At 70.5% G+C, this 21,627-nt stretch carries 20 protein-coding genes and 2 tRNA genes; 7 read left to right on the plus strand and 15 right to left on the minus strand.

Annotated features, from left to right (window positions below; translation table 11 throughout):
• Positions 1-12: 12 nt before the first annotated feature.
• Positions 13-1,161, minus strand: coding sequence for a sensor histidine kinase (locus AC3IYJ_RS13640; RefSeq protein WP_489401564.1), 1,149 nt, complete (start codon positions 1,159-1,161; stop codon positions 13-15).
• Positions 1,162-1,300: 139 nt separating this feature from the next.
• On the opposite strand from AC3IYJ_RS13640, the gene AC3IYJ_RS13645 reads away from it, so the two are divergent.
• A complete protein-coding gene (locus tag AC3IYJ_RS13645) occupies positions 1,301-1,870 on the plus strand; it encodes a vitamin K epoxide reductase family protein (RefSeq protein WP_489401565.1) in 570 nt (189 codons plus the stop codon).
• Between the two features lie 96 nt (positions 1,871-1,966).
• Here AC3IYJ_RS13645 and AC3IYJ_RS13650 read toward each other — a convergent pair whose 3' ends face one another.
• Positions 1,967-4,588, minus strand: coding sequence for a valine--tRNA ligase (locus AC3IYJ_RS13650; protein ID WP_489401566.1), 2,622 nt, complete (start codon positions 4,586-4,588; stop codon positions 1,967-1,969).
• A 127-nt stretch (positions 4,589-4,715) separates the two neighbouring features.
• Between AC3IYJ_RS13650 and AC3IYJ_RS13655 the strand changes: the two genes are divergently transcribed.
• Complete coding sequence (locus AC3IYJ_RS13655) at positions 4,716-5,657, plus strand: hypothetical protein (RefSeq protein ID WP_489401567.1); 942 nt, start codon at positions 4,716-4,718, stop codon at positions 5,655-5,657.
• 79 nt (positions 5,658-5,736) lie between these two features.
• On the opposite strand, the gene clpX is transcribed toward AC3IYJ_RS13655, so the two are convergent.
• From clpX to AC3IYJ_RS13680, 5 genes are all read right to left on the minus strand, one after another.
• Complete coding sequence (gene clpX / locus AC3IYJ_RS13660; protein ID WP_489401568.1) at positions 5,737-7,023, minus strand: ATP-dependent Clp protease ATP-binding subunit ClpX; 1,287 nt, start codon at positions 7,021-7,023, stop codon at positions 5,737-5,739.
• 153 nt (positions 7,024-7,176) lie between these two features.
• Complete coding sequence (locus AC3IYJ_RS13665) at positions 7,177-7,848, minus strand: ATP-dependent Clp protease proteolytic subunit (RefSeq protein ID WP_328298620.1); 672 nt, start codon at positions 7,846-7,848, stop codon at positions 7,177-7,179.
• 82 nt (positions 7,849-7,930) lie between these two features.
• Positions 7,931-8,548 carry an ATP-dependent Clp protease proteolytic subunit gene (locus AC3IYJ_RS13670; protein WP_254383059.1) on the minus strand — a complete coding sequence of 206 codons (618 nt, stop codon included), beginning with the start codon at positions 8,546-8,548 and terminating at the stop codon, positions 7,931-7,933.
• A gap of 297 nt (positions 8,549-8,845) precedes the next feature.
• A complete protein-coding gene (gene tig / locus AC3IYJ_RS13675; protein WP_489401569.1) occupies positions 8,846-10,249 on the minus strand; it encodes a trigger factor in 1,404 nt (467 codons plus the stop codon).
• 176 nt (positions 10,250-10,425) lie between these two features.
• Positions 10,426-10,502 (minus strand) — tRNA-Pro (locus tag AC3IYJ_RS13680).
• 168 nt (positions 10,503-10,670) lie between these two features.
• Here AC3IYJ_RS13680 and AC3IYJ_RS13685 point away from each other — a divergent pair.
• Positions 10,671-10,741, plus strand: a tRNA-Gly gene (locus tag AC3IYJ_RS13685).
• A gap of 117 nt (positions 10,742-10,858) precedes the next feature.
• Here AC3IYJ_RS13685 and AC3IYJ_RS13690 read toward each other — a convergent pair.
• The 3 genes from AC3IYJ_RS13690 to AC3IYJ_RS13700 all read right to left on the minus strand — a co-directional run bounded on the left by AC3IYJ_RS13690 (position 10,859) and on the right by AC3IYJ_RS13700 (position 13,123).
• Positions 10,859-11,053 (minus strand): hypothetical protein, encoded by a 195-nt coding sequence (locus AC3IYJ_RS13690; protein ID WP_330296402.1) that lies wholly within the window; start codon positions 11,051-11,053, stop codon positions 10,859-10,861.
• A 130-nt stretch (positions 11,054-11,183) separates the two neighbouring features.
• Positions 11,184-11,732 (minus strand): HD domain-containing protein, encoded by a 549-nt coding sequence (locus AC3IYJ_RS13695; protein WP_489401570.1) that lies wholly within the window; start codon positions 11,730-11,732, stop codon positions 11,184-11,186.
• On the minus strand, positions 11,729-13,123 hold the full coding sequence (locus tag AC3IYJ_RS13700; RefSeq protein ID WP_489401571.1) for a pyridoxal phosphate-dependent decarboxylase family protein: 1,395 nt from the start codon (positions 13,121-13,123) through the stop codon (positions 11,729-11,731). Before AC3IYJ_RS13700 ends, AC3IYJ_RS13695 begins: the two co-directional genes overlap by 4 nt.
• 125 nt (positions 13,124-13,248) lie before the next feature.
• Here AC3IYJ_RS13700 and AC3IYJ_RS13705 point away from each other — a divergent pair, with 125 nt between their 5' ends.
• A complete protein-coding gene (locus AC3IYJ_RS13705) occupies positions 13,249-13,890 on the plus strand; it encodes a DUF4232 domain-containing protein (RefSeq protein ID WP_489401572.1) in 642 nt (213 codons plus the stop codon).
• A 2-nt stretch (positions 13,891-13,892) separates the two neighbouring features.
• Here AC3IYJ_RS13705 and AC3IYJ_RS13710 read toward each other — a convergent pair whose 3' ends face one another.
• Both AC3IYJ_RS13710 and AC3IYJ_RS13715 read right to left on the minus strand, forming a co-directional pair.
• Complete coding sequence (locus tag AC3IYJ_RS13710; RefSeq protein ID WP_489401573.1) at positions 13,893-14,705, minus strand: ABC transporter ATP-binding protein; 813 nt, start codon at positions 14,703-14,705, stop codon at positions 13,893-13,895.
• 179 nt (positions 14,706-14,884) lie between these two features.
• Positions 14,885-16,030: a SpoIIE family protein phosphatase gene (locus tag AC3IYJ_RS13715; protein ID WP_489401574.1), complete on the minus strand. Its 1,146-nt coding sequence runs from the start codon at positions 16,028-16,030 to the stop codon at positions 14,885-14,887.
• 116 nt (positions 16,031-16,146) lie between these two features.
• Here AC3IYJ_RS13715 and AC3IYJ_RS13720 point away from each other — a divergent pair, with 116 nt between their 5' ends.
• Positions 16,147-17,382: a GNAT family N-acetyltransferase gene (locus AC3IYJ_RS13720; RefSeq protein WP_489401575.1), complete on the plus strand. Its 1,236-nt coding sequence runs from the start codon at positions 16,147-16,149 to the stop codon at positions 17,380-17,382.
• On the opposite strand, the gene AC3IYJ_RS13725 is transcribed toward AC3IYJ_RS13720, so the two are convergent.
• Both AC3IYJ_RS13725 and AC3IYJ_RS13730 read right to left on the minus strand, forming a co-directional pair.
• Positions 17,379-18,185 carry an Fpg/Nei family DNA glycosylase gene (locus tag AC3IYJ_RS13725; RefSeq protein ID WP_489401576.1) on the minus strand — a complete coding sequence of 269 codons (807 nt, stop codon included), beginning with the start codon at positions 18,183-18,185 and terminating at the stop codon, positions 17,379-17,381. The genes AC3IYJ_RS13720 and AC3IYJ_RS13725 overlap by 4 nt on opposite strands.
• 67 nt (positions 18,186-18,252) lie before the next feature.
• A complete protein-coding gene (locus AC3IYJ_RS13730; RefSeq protein ID WP_489401577.1) occupies positions 18,253-18,738 on the minus strand; it encodes a ribose-5-phosphate isomerase in 486 nt (161 codons plus the stop codon).
• A gap of 220 nt (positions 18,739-18,958) precedes the next feature.
• Here AC3IYJ_RS13730 and AC3IYJ_RS13735 point away from each other — a divergent pair, with 220 nt between their 5' ends.
• Complete coding sequence (locus AC3IYJ_RS13735; protein WP_489401578.1) at positions 18,959-20,398, plus strand: amino acid permease; 1,440 nt, start codon at positions 18,959-18,961, stop codon at positions 20,396-20,398.
• A gap of 122 nt (positions 20,399-20,520) precedes the next feature.
• Positions 20,521-20,931, plus strand: a complete 411-nt coding sequence (locus tag AC3IYJ_RS13740) for a hypothetical protein (RefSeq protein WP_489401579.1) — start codon at positions 20,521-20,523, stop codon at positions 20,929-20,931.
• 18 nt (positions 20,932-20,949) lie between these two features.
• Here the strand turns inward: AC3IYJ_RS13740 and AC3IYJ_RS13745 are convergent, their stop codons facing one another.
• On the minus strand, positions 20,950-21,534 hold the full coding sequence (locus AC3IYJ_RS13745) for a biotin transporter BioY (protein ID WP_489401580.1): 585 nt from the start codon (positions 21,532-21,534) through the stop codon (positions 20,950-20,952).
• Positions 21,535-21,627 lie beyond the last annotated feature (93 nt).

Raw genomic sequence — 21,627 nt, forward strand, 5'->3', positions numbered from 1 at the left:
TCGGCCCGGGGCCTAGCCTTTCGGGAGGGTCGCGACGACCTCGTACGAGCTCTCCGTGCGCCGCGCCGCCAGGGTTCCGCCCAGGCTGCGCACGCGCTCGGACATGCTCGCCGTGCCCGAGCCCGCCGAGACGGGGGCCCGGGACGGGCCCCGCTCGGGCAGCCCGTTGCGGACGGCGATCCGCAGCTGCGGTCCGTCCGCCGAGATGGTGACGTCGATGGTCTCGCCGCGGGCGTGCTTGGCGGCGTTGGTCAGGCATTCCTGCACCACCCGGTAGACCGCCGCCTGCCGCAGCGGCGAGAGCCCGTGCACGCCCGGATCCAGGTCGAGCCGTACGGGCGAACCCGCGCGCCCGCTCTCCTGCGCGAGCGCATCCAGCCCCTCCACTCCCGGGGTCGCGGCCCGTTCGCCGCGCTGGACGATGATCTCGTTGAGCACCAGGTGGGCCCGGCGGGCGGTGTCGGCGAGCTCTTCGAAGTCCTTCGCGTACGCCGTCTTCCGCGCCCGCATCGACAGCACCTCGGAGCGGACCGTGAGCAGGGTCAGCTCGCGTCCGACGAAGTCGTGGACATCGCGGGCCACGGAGGTCCGCTCCTGCTCCACCGCCTGGAGCACGGCCGTCTCGGCCCGGCGCGCGGCCAGCTCGCGCACGAGGTCGTGGCGGTACGCGGCGATGCCCACGGCCGAGGCGAGGACCCCTATGGGCACGACGAGGCTGAGGAAGGAGCTGAGCGTCTCGGCCCGCGGCTCGGGCCAGCCGGGCACGCTGAACACCACCAGCGCGAAGGCCACGTACCCGAGGGTGGCGAGGATTCCGGCGCGGCGCCCGCGGTAGCGGCCCACCGAGTAGAGCGCGAACTGGATCAGGGTCAGCTCGTGGAGCCATCCGATGAAGAGCAGGGCGGTGAAGTACGAGACCCAGGGCCGGCTGCGGCGCATCAGCAGACTGAGACAGCCCGCGGCGAGCACCACGGCGGCGAGCGGGCCGTTGAGGGAGTTGTCGGCGGCGGCCAGGCCGGGCAGGTCCAGGGCCATCAGCGCGAAGCAGCCGCCGGCCGTGAGCACGTCCATCGCACGTGGGGACCCGGTCCAGCTCTCGAGGAACCGGCGGCCGGAGGCCAGGGCTCGGTGGAGTGCCGAGACGGCGGGCTTGACGTGCATGCCCCCCATCATCCGTGGTCGGTGCCACGGATCCGATCCGGCCGTGCCGCCTAAAAAGTGATATACCGCACTCCGGATCTCGCGATGATGGCCGAACGGCCCTGCCGCCCGGGGCGCCCGGCTTCGTAACGTCGAAGGAATGACCCCCGACGAAACCCGCCCCGTCCGTGTCTCCCGGGGCCTCCCCCTGCTCGTGCTCATCGGCGGACTGATCGGCACGCTGGCCTCGGGCATCCTCACGTACGACCGCATCCGGGCCCTGGAGGATCCGCTCTTCACCCCGGGCTGCAACGTCAACGCGGTGCTGAGCTGCGGCGACGTGATGAACACCTGGCAGGGCAACCTGCTGGGCTTCCCGAACATGCTGCTCGGCATCGCCGGCTTCGCGGGTCTCGCCGGGCTGGGCACGGCCCTCGTGGCCGGGGCGGTGTTCCCGCGCTGGCTGTGGCGCGGGCTGTGGGCGGGGGTCGCGGCGGGGTTCTGCTTCACGGTCTGGCTGATCAGCCAGTGCCTGTACGTGATCGGCGCGCTGTGCCCGTGGTGCATGATCGTCTGGGCGGTGATGATCCCACTGTTCTGGTACGTCACCCGTCACCTGGCGCCGGCCGGCTCCCGGCTCCGCGCGATCCCGCACTGGCTGGTCCCCCTGGCCCTGTACGCGATGCTCGCGGCGCTGATCCTGGCGGAATTCGGCAGCCGCCTGCTGTGACGCCCACCCCCTCACGGGGAACAGATACCGCGAAGGCCCCCACGTCGACCGACGGCGTGGGGGCCTTCGCTTGCGCTCTACGGCGCCACCGGACCGCTAGGCGGCGGGCAGCGCTTCCAGCTGTGCCTGGAGCCGGGCGATGTCCGCCTCGGCCTTGGTCAGGCGGCCCTTGATCTTGTCCACGACGTTGTCGGGGGCCTTGGCGATGAACGCCTCGTTCCCGAGCTTCGCCTCGGCCTGCTGCTTCTCCTTCTCGGCGGCGGCCAGGTCCTTGCTGAGCCGCTTGCGCTCGGCCGGGATGTCGATGGTGCCCGACAGGTCGAGTGCGACGGTGGCGCCGCCGACCGGGAGGGTCGCGGTGGCGCTGAACTCGTCACCCTCCGGCTGGAGGCGCAGCACCTGGCGGATGGCGGCCTCGTGGGCGGCCAGCGCGGTGGCCGACAGGTCCAGGCGGGCCGGAACCTTCTGCTTGTCGTCGAGGCCCTGCTCCTTGCGGAACCGGCGGACCTCCCGGACGAGGCTCTGGACGCCCTCGATCTCGGCCTCGGCGGCCGCGTCGCGGAAGCCGCTGTCCTTCGGCCATTCGGCGATCACGAGGGACTCGCCGCCGGTCAGCGTGGTCCACAGCGTCTCGGTGACGAAGGGGACCACCGGGTGCAGCAGCCGGAGCATGACGTCGAGGACCTCGCCGAGGACCCGGCCGGAGACCTTGGCCTGCTCGCCGCCCGCGAAGAACGTCGTCTTCGACAGCTCGACGTACCAGTCGAAGACCTCGTCCCACGCGAAGTGGTAGAGGGCGTCCGACAGCTTCGAGAACTGGTAGTCCTCGTAGTACGCATCGACCTGCTCGACCGTCTTGTTCAGACGGGACAGCACCCAGCGGTCGGTGGCGGACAGCTCCTCGACCGGCGGCAGCTCGCCCTCGATCGTGGCGCCGTTCATCATCGCGAAGCGGGTGGCGTTCCAGATCTTGTTGGCGAACTTGCTGGAGGCCTGGACCCAGTCCTCGCCGATCGGGACGTCGACACCGGGGTTGGCGCCGCGGGCCAGCGTGAAGCGGACCGCGTCGGAACCGTACTTGTCCATCCAGTCCAGCGGGTTGACCGCATTGCCGAAGGACTTCGACATCTTCTTGCCGCGCTCGTCGCGGACCATGCCGTGCAGGGCGATGGTGCCGAACGGCGGGGTGCCGTCCATCGCGTACAGGCCGAACATCATCATCCGGGCGACCCAGAAGAAGAGGATGTCGTAGCCGGTGACCAGCACGGCGTTCGGGTAGAACTTCGCCAGGCTGTCGGTCTGCTGCGGCCAGCCGAGCGTGGAGAACGGCCACAGGCCGGAGGAGAACCAGGTGTCCAGGACGTCCGTGTCCTGGGTCCAGCCCTCGCCGGTCGGCGGCTGCTCGTCGGGGCCGACACAGACGATCTCGCCGTTCGGGCCGTACCAGACCGGGATGCGGTGGCCCCACCACAGCTGGCGCGAGATGCACCAGTCGTGGAGGTTGTCGACCCAGTCGAAGTAGCGCTTCTCCATCTCCTGCGGGTGGATCTTGACCCGGCCGTCGCGGACCGCGTCACCGGCGGCCTTGGCGAGCGGGCCGACCTTGACCCACCACTGGAGCGAGAGGCGGGGCTCGATGGTGGTCTTGCAGCGGGAGCAGTGGCCGACCGAGTGGGTGTACGGACGCTTCTCGGCGACGATCCGGCCCTCGGCGCGCAGCGCGGCGACGATGGCGGAGCGGGCCTCCAGCCGGTCCAGACCCTGGAAGGGGCCGTGGACGGTGATGACGGCGTGCTCGTCCATGACGGCGAGGTTGGGCAGACCGTGGCGCTGACCGATCTCGAAGTCGTTCGGGTCGTGCGCCGGGGTCACCTTGACGGCGCCGGTGCCGAACTCGGGGTCGACGTGCTCGTCGGCGACGACCGGGATGCGGCGGCCGGTGAGCGGCAGTTCGATCTCGGTGCCGACGAGGTGCTTGTAGCGCTCGTCGTCGGGGTGGACGGCGACGGCCGTGTCACCCAGCATCGTCTCGGCGCGGGTGGTGGCTACGACGATGGACGCGTCACCCTCGCCGTAGCGGATGGAGACGAGCTCGCCGTCGTCGTCCTGGTACTCGACCTCGATGTCGGAGATCGCGGTGAGGCAGCGGGGGCACCAGTTGATGATGCGCTCGGCGCGGTAGATCAGCTCGTCGTCGTAGAGCTTCTTGAAGATGGTCTGGACGGCCTCGGACAGGCCCTCGTCCATGGTGAACCGCTCGCGCGACCAGTCGACGCCGTCGCCGAGGCGGCGCATCTGTCCGGAGATCTGGCCGCCGGACTCGCCCTTCCACTGCCAGACGCGCTCGACGAACGCCTCGCGGCCCAGGTCGTGGCGGGACTTGCCCTCCTTGGCGAGCTCGCGCTCGACGACGTTCTGGGTGGCGATGCCCGCGTGGTCCATGCCCGGCTGCCACAGGGTCTCGTAGCCCTGCATGCGCTTGCGGCGGGTGAGGGCGTCGATCAGCGTGTGCTCGAAGGCGTGCCCCAGGTGGAGGCTTCCGGTGACGTTCGGCGGCGGGATGACGATGGCGTACGGGGGCTTCTCGCTCTTCTCGTCCGCCTCGAAGTAGCCACGCTCTACCCAGCGCTCGTAGAGCTTCCCCTCTACGTCGGCCGGCGCGTAGGCGGTCGGCAGTTCGGTGTCAGGGCTGCTGGGTGTCTGCGTGTTCTCGGTCACGGGGCACAGTTTAGAGCGGTAACAGTCCAGTCATGAAACCGGCTTTCCAGGGGCCCGGGGCCTTGTGCGGCTCAGGCTTCCGCAAGGATGTGTGGGACGAATAAGCAACCTCATAGGGGGACGCGGGATGAGCTACAACCAGCCAGGGCCGTACGGGGGCCAGCAGCCGCAGCAGCCGGGGCCTTACGGGCAGCAGCCGCAGCAGCCGGGACCCTACGGGCAGCCCAACCCCTACGGCCAGCAGCCCGCCCCGCAGCCCGGCTACGGATACCCGCAGCAGGCTCCCCCCGGGGTCCCGCCGCAGGGCTACCCGCAGCAGCCGCAGCAGCAGCCCCCGTACGGCGGCTACCCGCAGCAGCCTCCGTACGGCGGCACTCCCCCGAAGAAGTCCAAGGCCGGCGTCATCATCGCGGTGGTCGTGGCGGTCGCCGTGGTCGCGGGCGCCGGCTGGTACTTCACGAAGGGCGGCGGCGCCTCCGCCTCGATCTCCGCCGACACCAAGGGCTACAAGCTGGTGGCGCCGGAGTCGGTCAACGAGTTCAAGAAGGACCCGAACTACAAGGCCAAGGACTTCAGCGACAAGGACAAGAAGGAAGCCGAGGGGGTGGGCATCAAGAACCCCACCCAGGTCGGCATGAACTACCAGTCCGGTGACCCGAAGAACCCGCTGACCGCCAAGGGCCTGAACTTCTCCGGTCTCTACGGCGACATCGCCGACCCAGAGAAGGCCGTGGACGCGTACTTCGCCATGGCCAAGCTCAACGCCGGCAAGGACAAGTCCTTCTCGGTGGAGCTGATCGGGAGCCCTAAGGCCATGACCCCGGCCGGCTTCAAGGGCGCGGTGATGAAGTGCCAGGAGATGAAGATGACCTCCACGGGCACCAGCACCACGGAGAAGGGGCCGAAGGAGATGACCCTGCCGATCTGCATCTGGGGTGACTACAGCACCCTGAGCATGGTCAGCGCCAGCGACGTGGCTTCCCTCCTCGCCGGCAAGAAGGGCTACACCCTGGAGCAGACCGCGGACCTCACCGCGAAGCTCTACAACACCGCCCGCGTCAAGAAGTAGCGGACGGCTCGCGGTCCCACGCAGAAGGGGCGCCCCCGGCCGGGGGCGCCCCTTCTGCGTACGCGTACCTGGTCGGCGGCTACGCCGACTTCTCGTGCGGGCCCTGGTCCTTCGGGACGATCCGCGGGACCAGCGTCGGGTTGACGTTGGAGCGCACCACGTCCGAGGTGATGACCACGCGGGCCACGTCCTTGCGGGACGGGACCTCGTACATCACCGACATCAGGACCTCTTCCATGATGGCGCGCAGGCCGCGCGCGCCGGTCTGGCGAAGGATCGCCTGGTCGGCGATGGCTTCGAGGGCCTCGCGCTCGAAGTCCAGCTCGACGCCGTCGAGTTCGAACAGCCGCTGGTACTGCTTGACCAGCGCGTTGCGCGGCTCGATGAGGATCTGGAGCAGGGCCTCGCGGTCCAGGTTGTGCACCGAGGTGATGACGGGGAGACGGCCGATGAACTCGGGGATCATCCCGAACTTCACCAGGTCCTCCGGCATGACCTCCTGGAACTGGTTGCTCGCCTCGATCTCGCGCTTCGAGCGGATCGTCGCCCCGAAGCCGATGCCCTTGGCGCCGGCGCGGGACTCGATGATCCGCTCCAGGCCGGAGAAGGCGCCGCCCACGATGAACAGCACGTTCGTCGTGTCGATCTGGATGAACTCCTGGTGCGGGTGCTTGCGGCCGCCCTGCGGCGGTACGGAAGCGGTCGTGCCTTCCAGGATCTTCAGGAGGGCCTGCTGCACGCCCTCACCGCTCACGTCGCGCGTGATCGACGGGTTCTCGCTCTTGCGGGCGACCTTGTCGATCTCGTCGATGTAGATGATCCCGGTTTCGGCCTTCTTGACGTCGTAGTCAGCGGCCTGGATCAGCTTGAGCAGGATGTTCTCGACGTCCTCGCCGACGTACCCGGCCTCCGTCAGCGCCGTCGCGTCCGCGATGGCGAACGGGACGTTGAGCATCCGGGCGAGCGTCTGGGCCAGCAGCGTCTTGCCCGAGCCCGTGGGGCCCAGCAGCAGGATGTTGGACTTCGCGAGCTCGATCGCGTCGTCGCGTCCCTGCGCGCCGCCGTTCTCGCCGGCCTGGACGCGCTTGTAGTGGTTGTACACCGCCACGGAGAGCGCCTTCTTCGCCGGCTCCTGGCCGACGACGTAGCTCTCCAGGAACTCGTAGATCTCACGAGGCTTGGGAAGTTCTTCCCAGCGGACCTCGGAGGTCTCCGCGAGTTCCTCTTCGATGATCTCGTTGCAGAGGTCGATGCACTCGTCGCAGATGTACACACCGGGTCCCGCGATGAGCTTCTTCACCTGCTTCTGGCTCTTTCCGCAGAACGAGCACTTGAGCAGGTCGCCGCCGTCACCGATGCGTGCCACGAGGTGCTTCCCCTTCGCCTGGGAGACGCCTGGTTCAGCGCTCCTGGTGCCTCATATCCGACGGTACCTTGCCGGGGGCCCCGTGCGGGGCCCCCTTGACGTGGTTCACATCGCCCAATCCGGCGACGTGCCCACGCCAACTGGCGGCAAGGATCAGTTCGAAGTCTTGCGGGTGGCGACGACCTGGTCGATCAGGCCGTACGCCAGAGCGTCCTGGGCCGTCAGGATCTTGTCGCGCTCGATGTCGTCGCGGATCTTCTCGATCGGCGTCGAGGAGTGCAGGGCCAGCATGTTCTCCAGCTGGTCGCGCATGCGCAGGATCTCGTTGGCCGCGATCTCCAGGTCGGAGAGCTGCTCGCGGCCGGTGCCACCGGAGGGCTGGTGGATCAGCACGCGGGCGTTCGGGAGCGCCATGCGCTTGCCCGGGGCACCCGCGGCGAGCAGGACCGCGGCGGCGGAGGCCGCCTGGCCCATGCAGACCGTCGAGATGTCCGGCTTCACGAACTGCATCGTGTCGTAGATCGCCGTCAGCGCGGTGAAGGAGCCACCGGGGCTGTTGATGTACAGGTAGATGTCGCGGTCCGGGTCCATCGACTCCAGGCACAGCAGCTGCGCCATGACGTCGTTGGCGGAGGCGTCGTCGATCTGCACGCCGAGGAAGATGATGCGCTCCTCGAAGAGCTTCGCGTACGGGTCGTACTCGCGCACGCCCTGCGAGGTGCGCTCGACGAAGCGCGGCACGACGTAGCGGTTGTCCACCGGTGCGCCGGTGTAGAGGCCGCTGGCGGGAGAGAGATTGTTCATGTGCATCTGGGTGTTCACCATCCTGGTGGCGTTCTGCGGGCTGAGGCTTGCCTGGTGCGGGCGGGCGGGCCCCTCTACGGGGCCCTGCGCGCCGGGGCCGGGATCAGGCCCCGGTGCCGCCGCCGCCGGGGACCAGGGACGCGGCGGAGATGATCTCGTCGATGAGGCCGTAGTCCTTGGCCTCCTGCGCCGTGTACCAGCGGTCGCGGTCGCCGTCGCGGATGATCGTCTCCACGGTCTGGCCGGAGTGGTGGGCGGTGATCTCAGCCATGCGCTGCTTCGTGCGCAGCAGGTACTGGGCCTGGATCTTGATGTCCGAGGCGGTGCCGCCGATGCCGGCGGAGCCCTGGTGCATCAGGATGTCGGTGTTGGGGAGCGCGAAGCGCTTGCCCGGGGTGCCGCCGGTGAGCAGGAACTGGCCCATGGAGGCCGCCATGCCCATACCGATGGTGACGACGTCGTTCGGGATGTACTGCATGGTGTCGTAGACCGCCATGCCGGCCGTCACCGAACCACCGGGGCTGTTGATGTACAGGTAGATGTCCTTCTCCGGCTCGGCGGCCAGGAGCAGGAGCTGCGCGGTGATCTTGTTGGCGATGTCGTCGTCGACCTGCTGGCCGAGGAAGATGATGCGCTCGCCGAGCAGCCGGTTGTAGACATGGTCGCCGAGGCCGCCACCGATGGACGGCTCACCCGCGGCGTAAGGCTTCAGATTCGTCACGTATCCACCTGCTCGTCTCCGACGGCCATGTGCCGTCTCAGCGTCTCGTTCTGGGGCGCGGACCAACCGTGCGGACGATGTCCGCCGGCGTCGGGTACTCCCGTGCCCTCGTATTCATGGACCCTAACGCGCAGGTAGGACAACGCCATCCCGCTTCCCGAACTGTTCGCTCGGAGCGCAAGGTCCCGGGGGTCCCCGGCGGGGATGCCGAAGGGCCCGCACGCAGCCGCGTACGGGCCCTTCGGGCCGTGCTCCGGTACCGCTCCGGGGGTGTGCCCCGGCGTGGCCCGGCAGGTGTTACTTGGCCTCGTCGGCCGCGATCTCGCCGTCGGCCTCGACCACGTTCTCGACGGTCTCGGCGGCCTGCTCGACCGCGTTCTCGTCGTCCTCGTCGTCCGAGAGGTCGACGACCTCACCGTTGGTGTCGGTGACCTTGGCGGCCTCGACGACGGCCGCGAGGGCCTTGCCGCGGGCGACCTCGCCGACGAGCATCGGAACCTGGCCACCCTCGACGACGGCCTGGGCGAACTGGTCGGGGGACATGCCGGAGGAAGCGGCGCGACGCATGAGGTGCTCGGTGAGCTCCTCCTGGTTGACGTTCAGCTTCTCCTTGTTGACCAGCTCGTCGAGGACGAACTGGGTCTTGATGCCCTTGATCGCCTGCTCGGCGGTCTCGGCGTCGAACTCCTCGACCGTCTTGCCCTGGATCTCGAGGTACTTCTCGATGGACAGGCCCATCTGGCCGAGCTGGTGGTGCTCGAGGTTGTGCTTGCGGGTCTGGACCTCGTCCGCGAGGAGCTTCTCGGGGATCGGGACCTCGACGAGCTCCAGCAGCTTCTCCAGGACGCGCTCCTGGGCCTGCGTGGCCTGGTCGTACTGCTTCATGTTCTCAAGGCGCTTGCGGCTGTCGGCCTTGAGCTCTTCGAGGGTGTCGAACTCGCTCGCCAGACCGGCGAACTCGTCGTCCAGCTCCGGCAGCTCACGGGCCTGGACCTTGGTGACCTTGACGGTGACCTCGGCGTCCTTGCCTTCGGCGGAGCCGCCCTTCAGCTGGGAGGTGAAGGTGGCCTCGCCACCGGCCTCCAGGCCCTTGACGGCCTCGTCGATGCCTTCGAGAAGCTCACCGGAGCCGATGGTGTAGGAGACGTCCTGGGCGACACCGTCCTCCAGCACCTCGCCGTCGACCTTGGCTTCGAGGTCGATGGTGACGACGTCGCCGTCCTCGGCCGCGCGCTCGACGTCCTTGGTGGACGCGAAGCGGCCGCGCAGCTGCTCGACCGACTTCTCGACGTCCTCGTCCGAGACCTCGACGGCGTCCACGGTGACCTCGATGCCGGAGTAGTCCGGGATCTCGATCGCGGGGCGGATGTCGACCTCGGCGGTGAAGGTCAGCAGTTCGCCGTCCTTCAGCTCCGTGATGTCGACCTCGGGCTGGCCCAGCGGGTTCAGGTCGGCCTCGTTGACCGCCTCGGTGTAGAACTTCGGGAGGGCGTCGTTGACGGCCTCCTCCAGCACCGCACCGCGGCCGAAGCGCTGGTCGATGACCCGGGCGGGGATCTTGCCCTTGCGGAAGCCCTTCACCGTGACCTGCTGGTTGATCTTCTTGTAGGCCGCGTCGAGGCTGTCCTTGAGCTCCTCGAAGGGCACCTCAACAGTGAGCCGAACCCGAGTCGGGTTCAGGGTCTCCACGGCGCTCTTCACGGTTTGGTCTCCTTGTGGCTGACTGCTGGGGGTCTCCGCCGTCACGCTGTGATTCAGCGGTTCGTTGGATCGGGCCCGGTACATCAGACACACGGGCACGCAGCTTGCATAGTAACCGCAAGCGGCAATCAGCCCACAACGCGATCATCAACGCGAGGTCTGCTGAAGAGACTGCGTGGTCGGGGTGGCCGGATTCGAACCGACGACCTTCCGCTCCCAAAGCGGACGCGCTACCAAGCTGCGCCACACCCCGTCGGTGCGACACGTAGGGTACATGCCCGAAGACCCTTTGTTGTGCGGTGTTTCCACGGAACCCCCGGACCCGCCCACACGCGGGCCCGCAATGTTGTGTGCATTGCCCCGCCTCGACCCGCTAGGATGCTGTCCGTGCCGCGCTTTCCGGAGTCGCGGCGCATGCTGTGCGGGCGTAGCTCAATGGTAGAGCCCTAGTCTTCCAAACTAGCTACGCGGGTTCGATTCCCGTCGCCCGCTCTCTACGGCTCAGGGCCAGGTCAGAGGATTTTTCCTCGACCTGGCCCTGATGCGTTCACGGCCCCTGTCCCCAGCCTTCAACAGGCTTTCGACAGGCCTTCGATCCCGGGTCCTCGATCAGAGTTTGATGCCGGCGATCGTGGTCGCGAGGGAGTCCAGGAAGTTGTTGACGTCCGGGGCGATGGAGCTGGACGCCAGGAAGAAGCCGAAGAGGACCGCGACGATCGCGGGGCCGGCCTTGAGGTGATTCCCGCGGACGAGCACCACGAGGATGATCGCCAACAGAACCACTACTGACAGCGAAATGGCCACTTCTGATCACACCTTCGGTCGTCCCCTGGTCGGCCCGGGGCACGATCAGGCGTACCCCCACATGGACCATCCTCCCACCAACACGCCCCGGCTATCCGTCCCGTGACGAATCGACAGTGGCGCATTTGTCTCAGGGGGTCGCAAGACCCAGAAGGGAGCGGACATAGCGGTACTTAGCGGACAGTCGCTCCCGGGTCGGGGCGTCGAGGACCGCGAGGCGGGCCGGGTCCGCGTTGTGCGCGAGGTCGGCTTCCTTGACGAGCAGGGCGCCCGGGGTGGCGAGGATGCGGGCCACGTACTCCTCGACCGGCTCGCCGGGGCGTTTGGTCAGGGCGAGGACCATTTCCTTGACGGACTGCGGGAGTCCCGCGGATTCCAGCCAGGCCGGGGTGAGGGCGTCGTCCTCGATCGAGTCGTGGAGCCAGGCCGCCGCCCGCTGTGCGTCCGTCCCGCCCCGGGCGCGGACTCCTTCGGCCACGGCCGCCAGGTGTTCCGAGTACGGCCGGCCGGCCTTGTCGGTCTGGCCCTCGTGCGCGGCTCGGGCCAGGGCCTCGATTTCGGCGAGGGTCAGGGGTGTCGGGCGTGTCGGGCGTGTCGGGGAAGTCGGGCGTGTCGGGGAAGTCGGGCGTGTCGGGGGTGTCGGGCGTGTCGGGGGTGTCGGGTGGTGCCGATCGGTCATCCGAGCTCCTTCGCCGCGGTCTGCAGGGCCCGCGCCACCCGGCTCACATCCGCCTGCGTGGTACGCCAGTTGGAGAACGCGGCGCGCAGGGCGGGGGTTCCCGCGTAGACGGTGGGGGTGAGGAACACCTCGGATCCGACCGCTTCGCGCAGAGCGGTGAGCCGGGCCGCGGTGGGGGCCTCGGCAAGAGTGAAGCAGACGACGTTCATGCGGACCGGGGCGAGGACCCTGAAGGACGGGTCCCCTGACAGGGACTCGCCGAGGGAGCGGGCGCAGGCGACGTCCCGTTCGACGATCTCCCGGTGGCCCTCGCGGCCGTACGCGCGCAGCGTGAACCAGGCGGCCAGCGCGCGCAGCCGGTGGGAGTTCTCCGGAGTGAGGTGCACCAGGTCGGGATGGTCGCCGAGGGGACCCAGGTAGGCGGCGGCGTTCTGGAAGACGCGGGCCTGGAGGTCGCGGCGGCGGGTGAACTGCACGGCGCTGTCGTAGGGGACGTTGAGCCACTTGTGGAGGTCGACGCAGACGGAGTCGGAGGCGTCGAGTCCGGCGGTGAGGTGGGCGTGTTGCGGGGAGAGCGCGGCGAACGCGCCGAAGGCGGCGTCCGTGTGCAGCCAGAAGTCGTGGCGTTCGCGCAGGGCCGCGACGGCCCGCAGATCGTCGAAGTCCACGGTGTTGACGGTGCCGGCGTTCGCGACGACGACGACGGGGCGGCCCGGCTGGTCGGCGAGGGCGCGTTCCAGGGCCGCCGGGTCGACGGCCTCGCGGCCGGGGAGGGTCGGTACGGGGACCAGGGCGCGGCGGCCCAGGCCGAGGACGGAGAGGGCCTTGGCGATGGAGGAGTGCGGGGCGCCGGACAGGACCCGGACCGGGCCGAGCGCGGCCGCGCCGTCCTCGGACGGGGAGACTCCCAGGCGTTCGCCCAGCCATTCGCGGGCGATGGCGAGGCCGGTGGTGTTGGACATGGTGGCGCCGCTGACGAAGGTCCCGGTGTGCGCGTCGGAGAGGCCGAAGAGCTCGCGGAGCCAGCCGACGGTTTCGCGTTCGAGGTCCTGACCGCCGCCGTCGAGGGTGGAGTTGGAGTTCTGGTCGTGCACCGCGGTCAGCCAGTCCCCCGCGAGCGCGGCGGGGGTGGCGCCGCCGGTGACGAAGCCCAGGTAGCGGGGGCCGGCGGAGGCCGACAGCCGCGGGGCCCAGCGTCCGGCGAAGGCGGCGAGGGCCTCCTCGGTGCCCGTCCCGTGCTCGGGGAGCGGCTCCGGAGCCGGGGGCCCGCCTCGGCCCGGCGGTACGACGGGACGCGCGTCCAGTGCCGAGAGGGTCGCGGCGGCGGCGTCGCGGGTGGCGTCGAGCAGTTCGGGGAGGCGTGCGAGGTCGGCGGCGAGGGTGCGGTCCATGGGGGCACGGTAGGCGCCCCCGGGGCCCGCGGGACCGGCCAATCCGGGGCGAGTGGCCCGGAAGGCCGTGCCGCGCGCTCCGGCGGGGCGGCTGCGGCGGATCCGCCCCGCCGTAGGGTCGGGGGATGACTTGGAAACGGTGGGGGCGGGTCCTGGGCGGGGCGGGAGTTCTGGTGACGGTGCTGGCGGGGTGCGACACCCCGCCGGCACCCCCGGCGGCTCCGGGGCCGACCGGCACCCCGTCGGGGAAGCCCCGTACGGGGGCGGCGGCGGGTTCCGGGCCGGGGTCCACGGCCGGAACCAGTACCGGGACCGGAGCCGAGGCCGAGTGTCCCGAGGGCGGGGTGCGGCTGGTCGAGGGGGACGGGAGCGCCGCGATGGGGTTGCGGGCGGAGTCCGTGCAGCTGGTCAACTGCGGGGCGCAGCCCTACGTGGTGGAGGGGTATCCGCAGCTGCGGCTGCTCGACAAGGCGCAGGCGCCCGTGGAGGTGGCCGTGGAGCACGGCACGGCGGGCATCACCACCGGGGCGCCGAACGTGGACGCACCCCCGCGGGAGGTGGTCATCGCGCCGGGGAAGGCGGCGTACATGCCGATGGTGTGGCGCAACCTCGTCACGCAGACGGATGTGGTCGCGGCGGAGGGATGGGTCCTGGAGGTCGTCCCCCGGCCCGGCGCGCCGAAGCTGGTGCTGCGGCTCACCAGGCCGGTCGACCTGGGGAACACGGGGAAGCTCGGGATCGGCCCCTGGACGGCACTGGCGCGCTGACGTCAGGCGGCGGCTCCCGCGAGCACCGGGCGGGCGGTGAGGGTGGTCATCCGGGCCGCGATCGTGTCGGCGGAGCTGCGCGGGAGCCGGTCCGCGATCAGGCCGTCGGCGAGGAAGAGCACCTGGTCGGCGTGGGCGGCGGCCGCCGGGTCGTGGGTGACCATGACGACGGTGGCGCCGAGGGTGTCCACGGCGGTGCGGAGCAGCCCGAGCACATCGGAAGCGGTGGTGGTGTCTAGGGCTCCGGTGGGCTCGTCGGCGAAGACCACGTCGGGGCGCGTGACCAGGGCGCGGGCGATGGCCACGCGCTGCTGCTGGCCTCCGGAGAGTTCGGCCGGGCGGCGCCGGCCCTTGCCCTCCAGGCCGACGCGGGCGAGCAGGTCGGCGGCGCGCGCGGTGTCCTGGCGGCCGCCGGCCAGGCGCATCGGGAGCAGGACGTTCTGCTCGACGGTGAGGGACGGCAGCAGGTTGAAGGCCTGGAAGACGAAGCCGAGGCGGCTGCGCCGGAGCTCGGTGAGCTGGTTCTCGTTCATGCCGGTGATCTCGGTGCCGCCGAGGCGGACCGAGCCCTCGGTGGGGAGGTCGAGTCCCGCGGCGCACTGGAGGAAGGTGGACTTGCCGGAGCCGGAGGGGCCCATCACCGCGGTGAAGCTGCCGCGGGGCAGGGTGAGGTCGATGCCGCGCAGCGCGTGGACGGCGGTGGATCCGTGGCCGTACCTCCGCTGGACCCCGCGCAGTTCGACGGCCGGGGTGCTGCCGTGGTGCGCCGCCGTCGGCTGGTCCTCGTGCTGCCGCTTGCTCCTGCGGAGCCCCATGGTGTGCCGCCTTCCGTGTCGGTCGACCGCCCGGTGGTGATCGTGTATCCGACGCTACGGAGCGGTGGTGGCCTGCGGCCATGGCGGAGGCTGGCGGGCCGGCGGTGGGGGAAACCCCCGGCCCTGCGGGGCTTGTCCCCTACCCACCCTTCCGCCGGCGCAGCCGCGCGAGGGTCGCGTCAGAAGGGATCGCGGCGGATCAGGAGGAGCGCGCGGTCGTCGTTGACGTCCTTGGCGACCTTTTCGATCAGGTGCCAGGTCGCGCCTTCCCAGCCGGCGGAGACGTAGCGGTCGGCCTCGCCGGTGAGGCGGTCCATGCCCTCGCTGATGTCGCGTTCGGCGGTTTCGACGAGGCCGTCGGTGAAGAGCATCAGGACGTCGCCGCGCCGCAGGTTCCCGCGGGCCGGTTCGAATTCGGCTCCGTCGTAGACGCCGAGCAGCGGGCCCTCGCCGGAGACCTCCTGCCAGCGGCCGGTGCCCGCGCTGAGCTGGAGGGCGGGCAGGTGCCCGGCGGAGAGGAGCTCGTAGTCGCCGGTCTCCAGGTCCAGGACCAGGTGGATGGAGGTGGCGAAGCCCTCGTCCCAGTCCTGGCGCAGGAGGTAGCCGTTGGCGGCGGGCAGGAACCCGTGCGGGGGCAGGGCGCCGAGCAGGCCGCCGAAGGCTCCGGACAGCAGGAGGGCGCGGGAGCCCGCCTCCATGCCCTTGCCGGAGACGTCGGTGAGGACGATCTCCAGGGTGCGGCCGCCGTTGGTGCGGGCGGCGACCACGAAGTCGCCGGAGAAGGACTGGCCGCCGGCCGGACGCAGGGCCATCTCCCGGTGCCAGCCGCGCGGCAGGGCGGGCAGCTTGCTCTGGACCCGGATGCGTTCGCGCAGGTCGAAGAGCATGGTGCCGCCGCGCCGCCAGGGCACCCCGACGCGGCTGCGGAACTGGGCGATGACCAGCCCGAAGAACCCGCAGGCGGCGACGACCAGCACGGTGCCGGGGGTGACCCGGGCGGGGCCCTGGGTGTACGGCCCGAGGACCAGGGCTTCGACGATGAGCGCGGCCGCGGAGGCCGCGTACAGGGCGAGGAGGCTGGCGGGGCGCAGCAGCAGGCCGCCCGCCACGATCGGCAGGACCAGCGCGGAGGGCGAGAACCAGACCGGCAGCATCAGGGTTCCGCAGGCGATGGCGGGAATGGTGAGCAGCAGCCCGCCGAAGGCGAGCCAGTCGGAGGCGTCGCCGCGGAAGTAGTCCACGGCGGATTTGCGCAGGGCGGTGCGGGCCCGGTGCGACAGCATGCGCGTCCGGGCCAGGAGAGTCTCCACACGTGCTCCGGCCATTGCTTCGGGACCCTATCCATCCTGGCTGTGCCCGCGCAGGGGTACCCCCTGAGATGGGCCCATCGGCAACCGAAAAGAGATCGACCGGGACGGATTGCCCTGATAGGGATGGCCGTATGGCTCTTGAGATGCGCGTTTTGCAAGCTGATGAGTGGGATGTCTGGTACGACCATCTGGAACTGGCGTTCGGTGGGGTCCCGGAATCCCCGGAGGAGCGGGAGCTGTACCGGTCCCTCACCGAGACGGAGCGCTCCCTGGGCGTCTGGGACGGCGAGACCTGCGTCGGCTCGGCCGGGGCCTTCTCCTTCCGCCTCTCCGTGCCGGGCGGGGCGCTCGTACCCGCCGCCGGGGTCACGATGGTGGGCGTCTCCCCCACCCACCGCAGGCAGGGCGTGCTCAGCTCCCTGATGCGCCGGCAATTGGACGACGTCCGTGCGGGTGGTGAACCGCTCGCCGTGCTGACGGCCTCGGATCCGGCGATCTACGGTCGCTTCGGCTACGGGACCGCCGCGTACTCGATGTCGGTGGAGATCGACACCACTCGGGTACGCCTCTCGGTGCCGCCGGGGACCGACGACATCCGGCTGCGGCTGGTCGATCCGCGCAAGGCGCTGGCCGACTGCGAGCGGGTCTACGCGGCGCTGGTCGCGGGCCGTCCCGGGATGCCGGCCCGGCAGCCGGGCTGGGAGCTGCTGTCGCTGCTGGACCCGGAGTCGGACCGCAAGGGCGCCTCGCCGCTGAAGTGCGTGGTCGCCGAGCGGGCGGACGGCGAGGTGGTCGGGTACGCCCGCTACCGGGTCACGCCCGACTGGGAGCTGGCCGGCTCGGACGGCAAGGTGCAGGTCGTCGATCTCGACGCGCTGGATCCGACGGCGTACGCGGCGCTGTGGCGGTACGTGTTCTCCGTCGACCTGACCTGGACCGTCCGGGCCCACAAGCGGCCGGCGGACGATGCGCTCCTCCACCTGGTGACCGACGTCCGGCGGTCGCGGGCACTGCTGCGCGACTCGCTGCACGTACGGCTCGTGGACCTGCCGGCGGCGCTGGCCGCGCGGACCTACGGGGCTCCGCTGGACGTGGTGCTGGAGGTCGAGGACACGTTCTGCCCGTGGAACGCGGGGCGCTGGCGGCTCTTTGCCGGGGCGGACGGGGCGGCCGTCTGTACCCGGACGGAGGACCCGGCCGACCTGGAACTGTCGGTACGGGAGCTCGGTGCGGCGTACCTGGGCGGCACGACCCTGCACTCGCTGGCCGCGGCCGGCCTGGTACGCGAGGTCCGCGCGGGGGCACTGGCGGCGGCGTCACGGGGCTTCGCCGGTGATGTGGCCCCCTGGCTGCCGCACGGCTTCTAGCGGGTCTGACACCCCGGGCACCAGAAGAGGTTGCGGGCGGCGAGACCGGCGGTGCGGATCTCGCCCCCGCAGATGTGGCAGGGCATGTTCGCCCTCCGGTAGACGTACACCTCGCCGCCGTGGTCGTCCACCCTCGGCGGGCGGCCCATGGCTTCCGGGAGGTGCTCGTCGCGCACGGTGTCGATCCGGTTGTTGCGCACGCCTTCGCGCATGAGCAGCACCAGATCGGCCCAGATCGCGTCCCACTCGCGGCGGGTCAGGTCCTTGCCGAGCCGGTACGGGTCGATGCCGTGCCGGAAGAGGACCTCGGCGCGGTAGACGTTGCCGACGCCCGCGACGATCTTCTGGTCCATCAGCAGGGCGGCGACGGTGGTGCGGGAGCGGGAGATCCGGGCCCAGGCGCTGTCCGGGTCGTCGGCCGGGCGCAGCGGGTCCGGGCCGAGGCGGTCGTGTATCGCCTTCTTCTCGCCCTCGCCGATCAGCGCGCAGGCGGTGGGGCCGCGCAGGTCGGCGTAGTGCTCCTCGTTCAGCAACCGCAGCCGGACCGTGTCGGTGGCCGGCGGGGCCGGGGCAGGCCCGAAACCGAGCTTGCCGAAGAGGCCGAGGTGGATGTGGACCCAGGCGTCGCCGAGCTCCAGGAACAGATGCTTGCCGTGCGCCTCGGCCGATTCCAGCTCGCGGCCGTCGAGCAGGGCCGCGCTCTCGGCGAACCGGCCCTGGGGGCTGCTCACGCGGACCGTGCGGGCGGCGAAGCGCTCGGTGTGGTCCTGGGCGAGCCGGTGGATCGTATGCCCCTCGGGCACGGCGGTACTCCTCGGAAAAGAAAAACCGGCCGTGCAGCCCCTGGAGGCGGCACGGCCGGAAGCGGGATCAGCCCTGCGGGTGGTGCGCCGGGATCGGGGGCAGCTCGCCGGTGGTCTCGTAGGCGGAGAGCATGTCGATGCGCCGGGTGTGGCGCTCCTCGCCGGAGTACGGGGTCGCCAGGAACGCCTCGATGAAGGAGACGGCCTCGTCCTGCGTGTGCATCCGACCACCGACGGAGATGACGTTGGCGTTGTTGTGCTCGCGGCCGAGCTTCGCGGTCTCGACGCTCCAGGCCAGGATGGCGCGGACGCCCTTGACCTTGTTCGCGGCGATCTGCTCGCCGTTGCCGGAGCCGCCGATCACGATGCCGAGGGCGTCGGCGTCCGCGGCGGTCTGCTCCGCGGCGCGCAGGCAGAACGGCGGGTAGTCGTCCACCGCGTCGTAGATGTGGGGCCCGCAGTCGACGGGCTCGTGGCCGTTGTTCTTGAGCCAGTCCACCAGGTGGTTCTTGAGCTCAAAGCCGGCATGGTCGGATCCGAGGTACACGCGCATGGGTCGAGTGTGGCACGAGCACCCCGGACGGGCCGCAGCGGGTGTCGCGTAAGTCACTTCTAAAGCTCAAGTAAACCCAAAGGACGCAGATGGGACACGGCAGGACCGAGGTCCTGGACGTTCGCCCCATCGCAACGATCCGGATTGGGGTCTTCCGCCCTGCGTTCATCTCAGGTTTGAATGCCCGGGCTCGCACCCCGAGAACCCTAAGGATCCGTCCATGAGTTCCACGACGACCCTTCAGAAGGCAGGCGACCCCACCGGCAACCCCGGCGACGCCCAGCCCTCCCACGGTCTCAAGGCCGGTCTCAAGAACCGCCACCTGTCCATGATCGCCATCGGCGGCGTCATCGGCGCCGGCCTCTTCGTCGGCTCCGGCGGCGGTATCGCCAAGACCGGCCCCGCCATCCTGATCTCCTACGCGCTGGTCGGCGCGATGGTCGTCTTCGTCATGCGGATGCTGGGCGAGATGGCCGCCGCCAGCCCGAACTCCGGGTCCTTCTCCGCGTACGCCGACCGCGCGCTCGGCCGCTGGGCCGGTTTCTCCATCGGCTGGCTGTACTGGTTCTTCTGGGTCGTCGTGCTGGCCGTGGAGGCCACCGCCGGGGCCGTGATCCTCGAAGGCTGGGTGCCGGCCGTCCCGCAGTGGGCCTGGGCCCTGATCGTGATGGCGGTGCTGACGGTCACCAACCTCGGCTCGGTCGCCTCGTACGGCGAGTTCGAGTTCTGGTTCGCCGGCATCAAGGTCGTCGCCATCGGCGGCTTCGTGGTCATCGGCATGCTCGCCGTCTTCGGCGTGCTGCCGGGCTCCGACAACCCGGGCGCGGGCTTCGCGCACCTCACCGACACCGGCGGGTTCATGCCGAACGGCTGGGGTTCGGTCCTCACCGGCGTGCTGATGGTCGTCTTCTCCTTCATGGGCAGCGAGATCGTCACGCTGGCCGCCGGAGAGTCCGAGGACCCGCGGCGCGCGGTCACCAAGGCCACCAACTCGGTGATCTGGCGCATCGGCGTCTTCTACCTGGGATCGATCTTCATCGTCCTGACCCTGCTGCCGTGGAACGACAAGTCGATCACCGAGAAGGGCTCGTACGTCGCCGCCCTGGACTCGATCGGCATCGCGCACGCCGGCCAGATCATGAACGTGATCGTGCTGACGGCCGTGCTGTCCTGCCTGAACTCGGGGCTGTACACCGCCTCCCGCATGGCCTTCTCGCTGGGCGAGCGCGGTGACGCGCCGAAGGCCTTCGCCAAGGTGACCAAGCGGGGCGTGCCCAAGGCCGCGATCCTGGGCTCGGTGGTCTTCGGCTTCGTCGCCGTCTACTTCAACTACGCCTTCAAGGAAACCGTCTTCAGCTTCCTGCTGAACGCCTCGGGCGCCATCGCGCTGTTCGTGTGGCTGGTGATCTGCCTGACCCAGCTGCGGATGCGCGGGATCCTGATGCGCGAGGCGCCGGAGAAGGTGACGGTGAAGATGTGGTTCTTCCCGTACCTGACCTGGGCCACCGCCGCGATGATCACCTTCGTCCTGGGCTACATGGTCTACGACAAGGACAACCGCGAGACCGTCCTGCTGTCGCTGCTGGTGGCGGCCGTGGTGATCGTCATCGGCGTGGTCCGCGACGTGCGCCGCAAGGCCGCCGCGCGCCTCTCCGCGTAATCGCGGGAACGCAGGAACGCTGGAACGCAGGAACGACGCGAGCAGCCCCGGACCGTGCTCACGGTCCGGGGCTGCCGCCGTCCCCTCCCGGTGCGCGCGCCGGGCCGCGTAACCTCGGCCCCGTGCCCCGCAACGAGAAGAAGCCGCGCCGACTGGTCGCCGACGGGCGCGTCTACATGTGGACGATGAGGCACCGTCACCGCAGGGACGAGGACGGCCGGGCCGTGGACTGCCGCGAGATCCTCACCCTGTCCCCGCAGCCGTCCGGCAGCGGCGGCCCGCTGCGCGTCGTCTTCGCCGAGGGCCCCGGCCGGTACGTCTCGGGCGGGGCCCCCTTGGGCTCCGGGGACGTGGGCCTCACCCGGGGCGCCGACCTCAACCTGCACCGACCGGGCGCCGTACGGGCCCTGCTGGACGAGGCCCTGGCCCGCGGCTGGCAGCCGCGGGAGCGCCGGCCGGTGGAGATCGACGGCTGGACCCTGATCGAAGCGGCGGCCCTCCGGGCCGGGGACGCCGGCCCCGCGGTTCCGTAGGGCGATCCGCGTGCGGCGTCAGCCGCGGCGGCCCACCAGCTTCCACGCGGCCGGCAGCACGCCCATCGCCAGCGCGGCCTTGAGCGCGTCGCCGATCAGGAAGGGCGTCAGCCCCGCCGCGACGGCCGCACCGAAGGACATCCCGGTGGACAGCGCGAGGTACGGGACGCCGACGCCGTAGATGACGGCGGAGCCCAACACCATCGTGCCCGCGGTGCGCAGGACCGAGCGGTCGGATCCGCGCCGCGCGAGGGCGCCGACCACGGTGGCGGCGAGCAGCATGCCGAGCACGTAGCCGAAGGAGGCCCCGCCCGCGCCGGAGGCGCCGCCCGCGAACCACGGCACGCCGGCCATGCCGACGAGGGCGTAGAGGGCGAGCGAGAGGAAACCGCGGCGGGCACCGAAGGCGGTGCCGACCAGGAGTGCGGCGAAGGTCTGGCCGGTGACGGGTACCGGCGAGCCGGGGACGGGGACGGCGATCTGCGCGGCCAGACCGGTGAGCGCGGCTCCGCCGACGACGAGCGCGATGTCGCGGACGCGGCTCGCGGGCAGCAGGTCGGCGAGGACGGCGCCGGGCCGGAAGGGGACGGAAGCAGTGCTCATGACGGGGGCTCCGCGAAGATCGTGGCGAGAAGGACGATCACCGACGTTAGTCCCGGGACCGGCGCCGCCCCAGCGTCGCCCGGGACAAAGCCA

It is taken from the genome of Streptomyces sp. GL_140 (assembly GCF_057834465.1).

Coding starts and splice junctions, on each gene's coding strand:
- AC3IYJ_RS13640 (WP_489401564.1), bottom strand. CDS start 1,161: ATGCACGTCAAGCCCGCCGTCTCGGCACTCCACCGAGCCCTGGCCTCC.
- AC3IYJ_RS13645 (WP_489401565.1), top strand. CDS start 1,301: ATGACCCCCGACGAAACCCGCCCCGTCCGTGTCTCCCGGGGCCTCCCC.
- AC3IYJ_RS13655 (WP_489401567.1), top strand. CDS start 4,716: ATGAGCTACAACCAGCCAGGGCCGTACGGGGGCCAGCAGCCGCAGCAG.
- AC3IYJ_RS13665 (WP_328298620.1), bottom strand. CDS start 7,848: ATGGTGAACACCCAGATGCACATGAACAATCTCTCTCCCGCCAGCGGC.
- AC3IYJ_RS13695 (WP_489401570.1), bottom strand. CDS start 11,732: ATGACCGATCGGCACCACCCGACACCCCCGACACGCCCGACACCCCCG.
- AC3IYJ_RS13700 (WP_489401571.1), bottom strand. CDS start 13,123: ATGGACCGCACCCTCGCCGCCGACCTCGCACGCCTCCCCGAACTGCTC.
- AC3IYJ_RS13705 (WP_489401572.1), top strand. CDS start 13,249: ATGACTTGGAAACGGTGGGGGCGGGTCCTGGGCGGGGCGGGAGTTCTG.
- AC3IYJ_RS13710 (WP_489401573.1), bottom strand. CDS start 14,705: ATGGGGCTCCGCAGGAGCAAGCGGCAGCACGAGGACCAGCCGACGGCG.
- AC3IYJ_RS13715 (WP_489401574.1), bottom strand. CDS start 16,030: ATGGCCGGAGCACGTGTGGAGACTCTCCTGGCCCGGACGCGCATGCTG.
- AC3IYJ_RS13720 (WP_489401575.1), top strand. CDS start 16,147: ATGGCTCTTGAGATGCGCGTTTTGCAAGCTGATGAGTGGGATGTCTGG.
- AC3IYJ_RS13730 (WP_489401577.1), bottom strand. CDS start 18,738: ATGCGCGTGTACCTCGGATCCGACCATGCCGGCTTTGAGCTCAAGAAC.
- AC3IYJ_RS13735 (WP_489401578.1), top strand. CDS start 18,959: ATGAGTTCCACGACGACCCTTCAGAAGGCAGGCGACCCCACCGGCAAC.
- AC3IYJ_RS13745 (WP_489401580.1), bottom strand. CDS start 21,534: ATGAGCACTGCTTCCGTCCCCTTCCGGCCCGGCGCCGTCCTCGCCGAC.